At 71.7% G+C, this 12978-nt stretch carries 6 protein-coding genes; 4 read left to right on the forward strand and 2 right to left on the reverse strand.

Annotated elements, in window-relative coordinates; translation table 11 throughout:
• The first annotated feature begins 189 nt into the window (after positions 1-189).
• Genes ACFYZE_RS26045 through ACFYZE_RS26055 form a run of 3 tightly spaced genes read left to right on the forward strand, consistent with a single transcriptional unit; the run spans position 190 to position 9962 of the window.
• A complete protein-coding gene (locus tag ACFYZE_RS26045; RefSeq protein WP_388998712.1) occupies positions 190-3873 on the forward strand; it encodes an AAA domain-containing protein in 3684 nt (1227 codons plus the stop codon).
• A 54-nt stretch (positions 3874-3927) separates the two neighbouring features.
• Complete coding sequence (locus ACFYZE_RS26050; RefSeq protein ID WP_388998715.1) at positions 3928-7383, forward strand: hypothetical protein; 3456 nt, start codon at positions 3928-3930, stop codon at positions 7381-7383.
• Positions 7380-9962 (forward strand): ATP-binding protein, encoded by a 2583-nt coding sequence (locus tag ACFYZE_RS26055; RefSeq protein ID WP_388998717.1) that lies wholly within the window; start codon positions 7380-7382, stop codon positions 9960-9962. The genes ACFYZE_RS26050 and ACFYZE_RS26055 overlap by 4 nt, the downstream gene beginning before the upstream one ends.
• Before the next feature lie 6 nt (positions 9963-9968).
• Here ACFYZE_RS26055 and ACFYZE_RS26060 read toward each other — a convergent pair whose 3' ends face one another.
• A complete protein-coding gene (locus ACFYZE_RS26060; RefSeq protein ID WP_388998720.1) occupies positions 9969-10973 on the reverse strand; it encodes a hypothetical protein in 1005 nt (334 codons plus the stop codon).
• 193 nt (positions 10974-11166) lie between these two features.
• Between ACFYZE_RS26060 and ACFYZE_RS26065 the strand changes: the two genes are divergently transcribed.
• Entirely contained in the window at positions 11167-11505 is a 339-nt protein-coding gene (locus ACFYZE_RS26065) for a hypothetical protein (RefSeq protein WP_388998723.1), read from the forward strand.
• A gap of 51 nt (positions 11506-11556) precedes the next feature.
• On the opposite strand, the gene ACFYZE_RS26070 is transcribed toward ACFYZE_RS26065, so the two are convergent.
• Positions 11557-12924 (reverse strand): L-serine ammonia-lyase, encoded by a 1368-nt coding sequence (locus tag ACFYZE_RS26070; protein ID WP_388998726.1) that lies wholly within the window; start codon positions 12922-12924, stop codon positions 11557-11559.
• Positions 12925-12978 lie beyond the last annotated feature (54 nt).

The raw sequence follows: 12978 nt of genomic DNA on the forward strand, positions 1-12978 counted from the left end.
CGCACGTCTCAACTCCCCTTCTCATTGCCGAGTTGGCGGCAGATTAAAGGGAGTTGATTACTGGGTGGTAGCTCCGGGGGAACATCAGGCTGGACACGTCGGTCCTGTCAACTGGCAGTAAATGGTGCCGAGTTTGCGCTATGTATGGATGAGTGGCCGCGGTGGCGGGGGGACGGGGCGAGCGGAGGCATGGTGGCGGCGGAGACGGATCGGCTGGTCGAGTACTTCTTCTGCGATCCCCAGACAGCGCTCGGACGCTACGGCACTCCCGGGGGGCGGAACGTCGAGGAGTGCGGTCACGAACTGATCGCCGGAGCGCTGCACCGCTACGACCTGATCGACGGTGGCCAGTTCCCCGTCACGCTCCAGCTCTACGAGGGCCTTTCCGATGTCGCCGGCCACCTGTGGGAGCAGGAGGTGCGTGTACTGCTGCGCGCGGCGGCGCTCCGCCACCCCGCGCTGCCGGAGATCGTCACGGGTGGCTTCCGCGATGCCGAGGCGACCCGATCGAGGGGCTTCGACGTGAGCGGTTTCGCCTACGTGGTCACCAAGGGCACCGTAGACAGCCTCGCGGACGGCGGCCTGCTCGACGATCTGCGCACCCAACCGGCCGTGGCCGTACGGCAGTTCTTCTTCCTCGCAGACGCGCTGTCTGTGCTGCACAGCCAGAAGATCGTGCACCGCAACCTCTGGCCCGGCAGCATCGACGTCCACCAGGACACCACCATGCCGGTCGGCCCCGAGCGGCTGCAACTGCGGCTCTCCCGCTTCGAGATGAGCGCCCTGATCGGCAACCTCCTGCGCGTCACCGAGATGGACACCGAGCACGCCGTCGAGCAGGTCACGCACCTGCTGCTGGGGCAGGGCACCGAGGCGCTGGCCTACTGCGCACCAGAGAGGCTGGCGTACCTCTTTCCGGATCAGGGCATCGAGCCGGCCGACCACGCCAGCTCCGACGTCTTCAGCCTGGGCGCCACGGTCGCGGAGTGGTTCCTGCCCGCCAAGCCCGGTCCCGCCGCTCCGTCGGGCTCGGGAGAGAAGAGCCTCCTCGACTGGGCGCGCACCCGCCACACCGCGCTGCGCGAGGCCCTCGCCGAGCGGACCGACCTGCCCGGTCCGCTGCAGGCGCTGCTCACCGACATGCTCGCCCCCCACCACCGCCAGCGCCCTACCAGCCACGACGTCGTGGAGCAGATCAGCCGGCACTACGAGCACATCTCCGGCCACTGGGCCGAGGTCACGGACGTCCAGCGACCCTACCTCGTGGCCTTCCTGCCGGCCGAGTCCCGGCACACCCTCTACCACTGGGGCTGGCTGACCCACGATCCGGAGACCGAGGAAGGGCACCGGGAGCTGGCCGAGCTCATCGAGCAGGACATGAGCGGAGCACGGCTGGTGCACGCACCGCACGGGGCCGTCCCCTACGTGGTACCGGGAGACAAGGAGACGAAGAGGGAGGCCCAGCTTCTCCTGGTGGGGCAACGGGCGGCCTGGTTCTGCCAGCGGTACCGGCCCTTCAGCGCGCTGGGCACGGCGCTGGGGCCCCCTCGCGAGGACACCCTGGTCGTCAAGTACACGGTGGCGCTGGACAGTTCCGCAGGGCGATCCATCCGGGAGGACGTCGACCGGACCCGCTTCCACCGGACCATCCCCTCGGTCGACGCGGTCGCCTACAACATTCACCCCGCCGAGTTCGCCAAGGCCCAAAAGGACCGCCCCCCGTGGACCCCGCTCATCGACGCGATTTCCCGGGCGGTGGTCGACTCGCCCACCGACCTCATCTACGAGCAGGCCTTCGACTGGCTGCTGAGCTACCAGGAGGTGGAACTCCAGGCACGTGAGTACGCCTACGAGATCGACTCGGTCGAGAGCAGCGGACGCTATCTGACGCTGCGGCTGGACGCGGAGCGCGACGACGCCCGCCGGTACCGCAACGCCATGCTGACCCACTACTGCGAGGACCCGGTGCTGCGGCCGCCGCTCGGCGACTTCTTCGCCTCGTTCGCCTCCGAGGAGGGCGGCGACATCGAGATTCTCGACGACCGTAACGGCGCCCCGCGCCGCCACCGCACCCATCGCCGCTGCCTGGCCGGCCTGGACGACCAGCTCGGCGAGCAGGCCATCCGGGTGCGACTGCACTCCGACAGCAGGCGGCCGCCCGAGCGGGGCTGGATCCGCCCCGCCGGCGACTTGGGGAGCTGGGTCGCCTTCCGGCGTCAGCTGCACGCCCGCTGGAAACTGCTGGGCAACAAGGTGCTCCTGCAGCAGCTGCAGCATCCGACGACGATCAAGGGCCTTCCGGAGCGGTGGAAGGACGCGGGCGCCGGCCTGGTGGGCGGCGAGGTCGTCACCGACATGCTCGTCTCGCAGCCGTTCTTCGCCCTGCAGGGGCCGCCCGGCACGGGCAAGACCGAGATGACCGCCCGGGCGGTGGTCGCCTACCTCCGGCAGGAGCCCGCCGCCCGGGTCATGGTCTCCGCCCAGTCCAACTGGGCCCTGGACAACCTCGCCGCACGGATCCTGGAACGGCTCGCTCCCGAGAACGACGAGCAACCGGGGGAGAGCGATCCGGAGAGCGCTCCGCTCGACGCCCTGACGGTGGGTGATGTCATCGCCCTGCGCATCACCACCAGCGCCTCCGCGGACCGTGTCGACGACCGGCTGCGCCCCTTCCGACCGGCCGAACTCGCCACGGCCCGGTCCGAGGCCCTCCAGAGGTTCGCGGCCAGGGCGCAGAAGGAGGCCGGCCGGGACCAGTTGGAGTTCGAGTTGCTCAGGGACTGGGAGGCGGTGGCGAAGGCGGCCGTGCCCGAGCTCACGGACCGTATCCGCCGCTCCGCCAACCTCGTCTTCGCCACCTGCTCGTCGGCCGACCCGGAGCACATGTCGATCACCGGCAACGACGAGCCCTTCGACTGGGTGCTGATCGAGGAGGCCGCCAAGGCGTGGCCCACCGAGATCGCCATCCCGCTCTCCCAGGGCCTGCGCTGGACGCTGATCGGTGACCACCACCAGCTCCCCGCTCACCGCAGACAGGACGTCGAGCGCTTCCTGCACGACTCCGCCGACCACCCCGACCCCGCACTGGCCCTGCACGGCTCCCGGAGCGCGGAATACCTGCGCGTCTTCAACCTGTTCGGCAGTCTCTTCGACCGGGGCACCGCGGACGCGGGCAACGGGGACAGGGCCCTGATCCGGCCGGTTCGCACGCTCAGCACCCAGTTCCGGATGAACCGGCCCATCGGTGACCTGATCAGCCGCGTCTTCTACCCGGACCCGGAGGACCCGGAGGGCCACGGCCTCATCCGCACCGGCAAGCCCGACGAGCCGCACGGCTACAGCGGCCCCGAATGGCTGGGCGACGCCTCCCTGGTGTGGCTGGACACCCGTGCCCTGACCGAGTGCGAGGACGAGCCCGCCTGGAAGAACCGCGGCGAAGTCGAGGTCGTCGCCGAGCTGGTCTCCCGGCTCCGGCCACGGCCCCAGCCGCGCCGCGACGGCATCGGCCATGACGCCCTCGCAGTGCTCACGCCGTACCGCCAGCAGAACGACCTGCTTCGTGCCCGCAGCGACCTCGCCCCCTTCGTCCACACGGTCCACGCCTACCAGGGACGGGAGGCCGAGGTCGTGATCGTCTCCCTGGTGCGCGACCGCAACCGGAGCGAGGCCAGGGACCGGCCGTGGAAGAACCTCGGCCATCTGGTGCAGCCTGACCTGGTCAACGTGATGTGCTCGCGCGCCCGGCGCCTGCTGATCGTGGTCGGCGACTTCGAGCACTTCAACGGCAGCGGGGTGGACTTCTGGCCGCGGGTCTGCGGCACGTTCCGGCAGCACGGCCTCGTGCTGCCCGCGGGGCGGGTGTTCAGTGGCTGACCGGCAAAGAAGGGCCGGCTTCGCCGAAGCGAGCGGGACGGGGGAGGGCCGGCGGTGGGGAATCTGACGGTCAGCGTGCAGTGCCTGGTGGTACCGGTCCGGGTCACCCTCGGATACGGCCGGTACGTCTCCCCGATCGAGCAGATCGTCCTGCGGCAGCTCACCCTCCACGAGAGCGAGGGCCTCGACGAGCCGGCCGTGTACGGGGCCGACGAACTGGCGCGCAGACTCGGCCTCGGCCAGCGACTGACCCTCGACATCATCTCTGACCTGTGGCACAAGAACTACATCACGCTGGATCTCGCCCGCGGCAAGGTCAGGGCCGCCGACCACGTCAGGCGCCACGCGGCGCAGGGGACGCTGCACGAACTGCCGGGCGCCGAGGAGCACTCCGCCGAGTACCCGCTCATGGTCGACTCCCTCACCGGCACCCTGATGCCCGTCAACGGCTACAGCCGTCCGCAGGAGGGGCACCTCCTCGTGCCCGTGCGCGACCAGTGGGCCGCCGACGAGAACTTCACCCAGGCGGAACTCGCCGACGCGCTACAGGAACACCTGCGGCAGGAGCGGCAGGAGCGCCGCCCGTACACGTCCGTCCGGGAACAGCGCGTCCTGACCGCCCAGTTGGTCCCGGCTGCGCTGCGCCCGCCGCCGCAGCACCGCTGGCTGCCGCTGAGCATCACCGTCGGCTGGGACAACGACGCCGAGAAGATCCGGCTCTTCTCGGACGACTCCAACTTTCCCACCGAGAGCCGGCTGCGTGCCCTGAGCCGGATCTCGGAGCTTTTGGACACCATGCCGGAGAGCAACTTCGCCGCCCAGGTCCGGCGCGCCGCGAACAGCCAGTTCGTGGAGGCGCCCTCACTGGAGGCCGCCCTGGAGCGGCTGGAACGGACGGCGTCCGCGTCGTCCGGATCGGCGCCCGGCACCTACCACACCCGGCACCGCGAGCTGGCCCGGCTGAGCCGCCAGGTTACGGAGTTGCTGCGGCTGCGGGTCGCCTCCGAGGTCGCCACCCGCGTCGTGGTCGATCCGGATGACCACCGCGAGACGCTCCTCGAACTGATCGACACCGCCCGCAGACAGATCGTGCTGGCCTGCCCCGCCGTCGGCTATGAACCCCTGTACGCGATCTCCGAGCAGTTGCGGCAGGCGCTGCTGAGAGGCGTCCAGGTGGTGTTGCTGTGGGGCGAGAAGTACGGGGACGAACTCCCGGAGAACGTGCGCAACCTGCTCAGCGAACTGCGGCGGGCGGGCCGCGGCAGGCTCGTGTGGACGTACCGTCCCAGCCGCACCAACGCCTGCCTGGCGGTCCGCGACGACCGTGCCGCCTTGGTGACCGGCCACCGCTTCCTCGGCCCTCCGCCCCCACGCCACGGCAAGGAGGGCCGCGACCGGCAGAACCGGGCCCGGCAGATCGGCGTGCGGATCGAGGCCCCGACCCCCGCCGCTTGTGAGCCGGTGGAAGGCCTGCTGCGCTGGGCCAGGACCGCCGTACCGGACTACGCGGTCGGCCAGCAGGTGCGCAGTCGGCACAGCGACTTCGCCGAAGCCGTCGGCGCGCCCGTGTCCGGTGGCGCCCGCAACGGCGCGCGGCCGTCGGCGCCGGACGCGGACCCGGCGAAGGAGCGGTTCACCGCCTGGGAGCCGCGGCTGCCCGAGGTGCCCGCCGAACCCATGGCATCCCCCAACGGCACCGCGCCCTCCGAGGCCGTTGTTCTGGTGTGGGAGCAGGCATGGGTGGAGTACGTGGCTGCCCTGCGCCGGGAGTTCGAGGCCCGTACGCTGCCGTGGGCGATGGCGCAGGTGGACGGCGCGCACCGGGAGACCCTGTGGCAGGCACTGCGCCACAGCCGTCGGCGCCTGCTGCTCTCGGGCGCCCGCGTCGGCCCGGACGCCTTCGACTCCCGTGCCTCCGTAGCACTGGAGAAACTCCTGGGCGCCGGCGTTCAGGTGACCATCGCGCACGGACGGCCGACCGAGTCCACCGGGGTCGCCGACGGCCCGCGCCGCCTCCTTGCGGCACTGAAGGCGGACTTCGGCGGGCGCGGCCTGGAGGTGACCCAGCAGGCCACCAACGCCCGCGTCATGGTGAGCGACGACGAGGCCCTGGTCGGCAGCTTCGACCTGCTCTTCCTCGGCAGCCCGGCCACCGGCGGCCTCAGACGGCGCCCCAGCGAGATCGGGCTCAGGCTGATCGACCGGCGCACCGCCGACGAGCTGGCCGACGCCGTCCACGGAGCCGTGCAGCACTACGCCTCGGAACCGGTGGAACGGACCGCGCCGGCCTTGGACCCGGGCGAAGCCGTTGTGCCCGACGCCGTGAGCCACGCCCAGCGCCTGGTCAACGCGGTGGCAAAGGAGGCCCCGTCCGGCGAGCCGACCACCGTGGCACGCCTCGTCCGTGAGTACGTCGACCGGCTCGCGGACAGGGGAGCGGACGCGGTGTGGGCGCTGCTCGATGCTCTCAAGGAGCACGACGCGTACCGGCCGCTGCTGCGTTTCGCGGCCGCTCACGCCACCGGGCGGCTGGCGGGAAGCACCGAAGCCCGGATGTGGCGCCGCTGGCTGATGCGCGACTGCTGGGAGAGCGGGAAGTTCCTCGAGGCCGTGGTGCTCCGGACCGCCATCCCCTCGGAGCACACCCGGCCGCGCCTGCCGCTGGCGCTGGCCGCCGCGGCCCGGGGGGACGCGTGGCTCGACGAGGCGATGGTGGAGGCGGCCCTGGCCACCGAGGACGCCCTGAAGCGGTCCCGGCCGTGGGCCGGGGCGGAGGCCGCCGCCCTGGTGTCGCTGTGTGTGGCCGAGATCCTGACGGCCGAACGGGGAGAAGCCGCCGCGGAGACCCTGGATCTGCTGGAGCAGTACCTCGGCGCCCCCTGGAAGGCGCTCGCCCGGCTGGGCCGCGACCACTGGGACGACAAGACGCTCGGACCGGTGCCCGTGGCCGAGATCCGGGCCCAGGCCGACGGCGCCCGGCACCGGGCCGAAGTCGCCCGTGCCTGGCAGGAGCTGGCCCGGCGCCACCACCGTGCGGCCCAGGTCACCTTCCGCTTCCAGTCCGGCATCCGTACCCACGCCCAGCTCTTCCGCCCCGACGGCGCCTTCGGCCGGCTCAAAGGGCTGCTTGACTCCTGGAACGGTGACGGCGTACGGCAGTGGCTGGCCGCGCACCCGCCCTCGGACATCGACCGGATCCTGGACCGGGCCACGCGCTCGGTCGACAGCTCGCGCCAACTGCCGCTGATGGCTCGCAACCAGCGGCTCAACTTCGTCGCCCGGCTCACCGAGGTCGCCGAGGGCGCCGCGGACCTGGTGGCGCTGCTGGACGCGGACAGCCTCGCCGGGACCCGCAGACTCGCCGAGTATGTTCCGGTGGCCCGCGCCCTGTCCTCGCTGCTGCCCCGCGCCGTCGCGGCGGCCGAGGCCCTGGACGGCCCGGAACCGCTGCTCGCCCGGGCCATGCTCGCGCGTCTGACCGACATCGCCGCCTGGGGAGGCTCTCGGTGACCGAACCACAGGAACAGGAGGCCCACGCTGTCCCGCGTGCGCTGCTGGAGCGCTGGAGCGAGCGGTGGCGCTACCCGGAGCTGCTGGCCCTGTTGAGCCGCACGGACGAGGCGACGGCGCCCGGCCCCGAGGAACTGGCCGAGGCGATCAGCGATGGGCTGGCCCGCCCGGTCGAGGCGCCCGAGGTCGCGGCCAGGGCCCTGATCGCCCAGGGCGAGTTCGCGGCGGCGCGACAGGTGCCGGGCTGGACCGACACGGAGGCCGCGACGGAGGCGGCCGTAGCCGAGGCCAAGGCCCGGCTCGGCCGTCGCCTCGACCGGCTCACGCGGCGGGCCGTCCGCGCGGGCCTGCCCGACCGTCCCCCGGAGGGCCTGGACTCCCTGCTGGAGGTCCGCTCCGCGGATGCCGACACGGCTCTGAACACATGGGAGCGCGATCTCGCCAGGGCAGAGAAGGCCCGCGTGGCCGAACTGGAGGAGCGGCTCACCACGGCCCAGGAGGAGGACGGCTGGGCCGCGGCTGGAGTGGAGGCGTCCGGGCCCGCCCGCGCCGACTGGCAGCAGGCCGTGCGCAGCTGCCTGGCCCAGGGCGAACTGGCCGCCGCGGAAAGGCTGCTGGACGCCGGACCCTCCCCGGACGCCATCGGAGGTCCGCTCGCGGTGCCGGGGCAGCGGACCTGGCCCTGGGCGGACGTTCCGCTGCGCGAGGCACTGGAGTGGTACGCCGGATCGGTGGGCGTGCGCCCGGAGTTCGGCAGCCAGTGGAAGCCGGTCGACGAATCCGGCACCGCCCTGATCGAGGCACTGACCGAGCTGCACCGCCGCCTGTCCGCGGAGACCGTGCGCAACCTCGCCGCAGCCCTCGACACGCACCTGGGTGCCGATGCCGCCCGGCACCCGGTGGAGGAGTGCGGCGCGGGATACGTCACCTGGCTGTCCGGCGTCGCCGACTACCAGCGCATCCCGCAACTCGCCCTGCCTCGCAAGCTGCGGCTGTACGTGGGCCCGCACGACTGGGTTCCCGAGGTCCCGCCGAAGGACCGGCCCGCGGCCTGGCTGGTGCTGCGCATGCAGGCCACCTCCGAGCAGCGCAGGCTGCTTCCGCCCGGCGTCGCGGTGCTCGACGCGCGGACGCTGCTCCAGCTCGCCGCTCCGGACCGCCACGGCATGGCCACCCCACGCAGTCACCGCACCGTTCACTTGCTGCGCGCCATGGGCCGAGGCCTTCGGGTCGTGGACGTAGCGGGTCGGCAGCCGCTGCCGGACGACCGCTCCGGACCCGCGGCCCACCCGCACGAGGAGCACGAGGACCTCGCCTGGTGGCTCGACCTCCTCGGCGTCCGCTCCACCGACGCCGTCGTGGACATGCTCCTGTACGACACCGACGGCCACCCGGTGGCGCTGCGCGCCGCCCTGGCCGGGCTGCTCCCGGACACCGACCGGCCCTACGAGCTGACGTCCGAGGCACTCGACGCGTGGCGCGCCGACCCGGTCGCCCAGGCGGCCTTCCACGACGCGGTGGTCGAGCGGTCGTTCCTCGGCTCTGACCGGGAAGCGGCCGCCGCGCTGCGGTCGGTGCTGCTGCTCGTCCGGGACGAGCCGGACCTGACGCTGATGGAGGACGACGTCGCGGCGGTCATCGAAGCATCCTCGTCCGGCGCCGGGAGCCCGCCGATGGAAGTGGGACCGGCCCTGGCCCGGGTCGCCACGGCCGGGTTCCTGCGCCAGGAGGGCGAGCGCCGCTACCGCTGGAACGGCCCCGGCCTCGCGGCCCTCCTCATCGGCCCCGATCCGCACCGCCTCGAGTCGCGCCTCGATGGGGACCTGCGGGAGTTGTACGACCGCCGGGACCGCAGCGAGGAGAGTGCGGTGCTCGGGCTGCTGGAGGTCAGGGAGTCGTACACGCACACCATGGTCAACCGGCTGATGGGGGCCACGGACACCATCAGGCGGATGCTGGAGCGGGGCGACCTGCCGGAGCAGCACCGCACCGACCTGGAGACGGCACTGCGTGCCCTGGCGGAGGGCCAGCAGGCGGAGGCCCGCTCTCGTGACCCGAAGAGGCTGTACGACGACCTGAACGCCAAGGAGCGGTTGAACCTGCGCGCCGAACTGCTCAGCCACTGCCTCGGCGTGCTGGACCACGCACCGGCGGGGGTGGCCGTCGACTTCTTGCCGCGCACCGACGGGGAAGTGGTCGTCTGGGCCAGCCAGCGGCTGCTGAAGATGGCGGTGGACAACCTCCTGGACAACGCCCTGCGGGAGGTCGGCACCACAGGTGGCATCCGGGTGGCCCTCGATCTGCTGCGGCGGGGCAGCGAGGGGGTGGGCGGGCCCGTCGCCCGGATCGACATCGAGGACAGCGGGCCGGGGGTGGCCGAGAACTGGCTGCCGTTCCTCAACGGGACGGTGAGCGGGCCGCCGGATGCCCCGAAGGGCAGCGGCCGCGGGGTGACGTTCGCGCGCAACTTCATCGTCGCCCACAACGGGACCCTGGCGTTCCTGTCGCGCTCGCAGGACCTGGGCGGCGCCCACGTCCGCATCGAGCTGCCGGTGACAGAGACCCCGCCGCCGCGCTGAGGGGTCTCAGCCGCCCCTCAGCATGCGGTCGACGGCCTCGCGGACGGCGAGGGTGTCGAAGCCGCCGACATCCGGTCTCGCCTTGGTGCAGATGCCGGACAGCCCGAAACGCTCGATGAGGTTGCGGTAATTCACCTCCACGTCGCCGTCGGGGAAGAACGCGGTGATGAGTATCCGGGGTATTCCGCGGCTCTGCAGGTCCTGCAGGGCGGCATAGCCGTACTGGTCGTTGTTGCGTTGGGTGAGGTGACGATCCACCAGGGCACCATGGAACCGAGGTGGGTTGCCGCGCATGAGCAGGTAGTACTCGTCGAGGCTGTGGACGACCGTGGTGTCGAAGTCGCCCAGGAGTGTCTGCAGCGCCCGGCAGATCTGCTCGTCGTCCTCCACGATCAGCAGCCGCCGCCGCGCCGCCGCGCGCCCACCCGGATGCAACGCGTCCGCCGTCTTCACCGCCTGATCGTCACCGAACCGGTCAGCGAACGCGTCCCAGCCTTCGACCTCGACGCCCCGCCGGAACAGCTCGGACACGCCGGTCATGAGCACACTGCGCGCCTTCAGAGCCGTGGTCCAGTGCCGGGGCTCGACCAGGTGGTGGACCTGCAGCGGATCGCCTCGCCACATCGCCAGCAGGCGGGCCACCTCGTCGGCGTGCGGCGGCTTCCCCAACGCCGCGACTCGCTCGGGGAATTCGAACGCATCGAGCCGGATGAGGTCCTTCGGCAGCCGATAACCACCGGAATTCCGGCGGGGAATCGCCACACCGTGCTCCTTGAGCCGGCTGTTCAGCTTGCCGACGTGGGTGTACACAGCGTCGTCGCTCCCGCTGCGCGGCAGCATCGCCTTGATGCTCTCCGAGGACACCAACTGCCCCTTCTGGAACAGCAGCCGTAACAGGATGGCCGCTGCCACTCCGTTCAGCTGTGTCCGGCCCCCCGTGCGGCTTTCCAGGATCAGTTCGCCGAGTGCGGCGACATGCGGTCTGTCCTGCTGTGAAACTCCGTCCCCCATGGCCTCATGCTAGCGCCGGTGAACCAGGTCCGTAACTCGATCTGAACGCGGCTCAACAGCCAAGCGGCCCAAGTGAGTTCGAGTTCAGAAAGAGGCCCGTGGAGTGGCTGGGAAATCCTCGGTTCCCTTGGGGAAGCGGGCAGAACGCCCGACGGCCGAACCGGCCGCCCCCCTTCCCGAGGAGTGAACAGCCATGTCCACCACGTCCGTGAAGACCGTCGTCGCCGCCGGTACCGGCTCCCTCACCGCCCACTTCGCCGGCCTCTCCCCCCTGCAGTCCGTCGCCGCCGGCGCCGCCGTCCTCGTCACCGCCGTCCTGCTCAAGCTCCTCGTCCTCGAGTGGTTCTCCCGCAAGAGCGAGGGTGTACGCGGTGACGTACTGAAGTTCGCCTCCATGCTCTTTCTGGGCCAGCAGTCCGCCCCGGCTGCCCCCGCCGACGCCCCTGCCCCCGCCGACGCCCCTGCCACCCCCGCCGCCCCCGATGCGCCGCCGTCCCGGAGGCGCTGGCGGCGCCGACGGCGGGCGAGGTGACCGGCGGTCGTGAGCTCCGGAGGGCCAGGATGCCTCCGGAGCTCTGTCTGTTCAGCACTCGATGATGTTGACGGCCAGCCCGCCCCGCGCCGTCTCCTTGTACTTGACGGACATGTCCGCGCCGGTCTCCTTCATGGTCTTGATGACCTTGTCGAGGGAGACCTTGTGGGAGCCGTCGCCGCGCATCGCCATGCGGGCCGCCGTGACCGCCTTCACCGCCGCCATGCCGTTGCGCTCGATGCACGGGATCTGGACCAGACCGCCGACCGGATCGCAGGTCAGGCCGAGGTTGTGCTCCATGCCGATCTCGGCCGCGTTCTCCACCTGCTCGGGGGTGCCGCCGAGCACCTCCGCCAGCGCGCCGGCCGCCATGGAGCAGGCCGAGCCGACCTCGCCCTGGCAGCCGACCTCCGCGCCGGAGATCGACGCGTTCTCCTTGAAGAGCATGCCGATCGCACCCGCGGCGAGCAGGAAGCGGACCACGCCGTCCTCGTCGGCGCCCGGCACGAAGTTCATGTAGTAGTGCAGGACCGCCGGGATGATGCCCGCGGCCCCGTTCGTGGGGGCGGTGACGACCCGGCCGCCGGCCGCGTTCTCCTCGTTCACGGCCATCGCGTAGAGCGTGATCCACTCCATCGCGTGCGCCAGCGGGTCTCCCTCGGCGCGCAGCTGGCGGGCCGTGACGGCCGCGCGGCGGCGCACCTTCAGACCGCCGGGGAGGATGCCCTCACGGGACATGCCGCGCCGGACGCACTCCCGCATGACGTGCCAGATCTCCAGCAGCCCGGCTCGTATCTCCTCCTCGGTGCGCCAGGACCGCTCGTTCTCCAGCATGAGAGCGGAGATCGACAGGCCCGTCTCCTCGGTGAGGCGGAGCAGCTCGTCGCCGGTGCGGAAGGGGTACTTCAGGACCGTGTCGTCCAGCTTGATGCGGTCCGCGCCGACCGCGTCCTCGTCCACGACGAAGCCGCCGCCGACCGAGTAGTACGTCTTCGACAGCAGCTCGGCGCCCGTACCGTCGTACGCCCAGATCGTCATGCCGTTGGCGTGGTACGGGAGCGCCTTGCGGCGGTGCAGCACGAGATCCTTGTCGAAGTCGAACGCGATCTCGTGTTCGCCCAGGAGCTCGATCCGGCCCCCGGTCCTGATCGCCTCCACCCGGGCGTCCGCCGTCTCCACGTCCACCGTGCGCGGCGAGGCGCCCTCCAGACCGAGCAGCACCGCCTTCGGGGTGCCGTGGCCGTGCCCGGTCGCGCCCAGGGAGCCGTACAGCTCCGTCCGCACCGACGCGACGGAGGGCAGCAGGCCCTCGTTGCGCAGTCGCCGCGCGAACATGCGTGCCGCGCGCATCGGGCCGACCGTGTGGGAGCTGGACGGGCCGATGCCGATCGAGAACAGGTCGAAGACCGAGATGGCCACGGTCACTCCTCAAGACAGGGGGTGGTGGGGCACCCTCCCTCGGGTGCCCCACCG

Origin of the sequence: Streptomyces sp. NPDC001796, assembly GCF_042892355.1 — a bacterium.
Taxonomy (GTDB): domain Bacteria; phylum Actinomycetota; class Actinomycetes; order Streptomycetales; family Streptomycetaceae; genus Streptomyces.

What these genes read in the sequence shown, in the direction of transcription:
- ACFYZE_RS26045 (WP_388998712.1), top strand. Translation starts at nt 190, where the DNA reads ATGGTGGCGGCGGAGACGGATCGGCTGGTCGAGTACTTCTTCTGCGAT.
- ACFYZE_RS26060 (WP_388998720.1), bottom strand. Translation starts at nt 10,973, where the DNA reads ATGGGGGACGGAGTTTCACAGCAGGACAGACCGCATGTCGCCGCACTC.
- ACFYZE_RS26065 (WP_388998723.1), top strand. Translation starts at nt 11,167, where the DNA reads ATGTCCACCACGTCCGTGAAGACCGTCGTCGCCGCCGGTACCGGCTCC.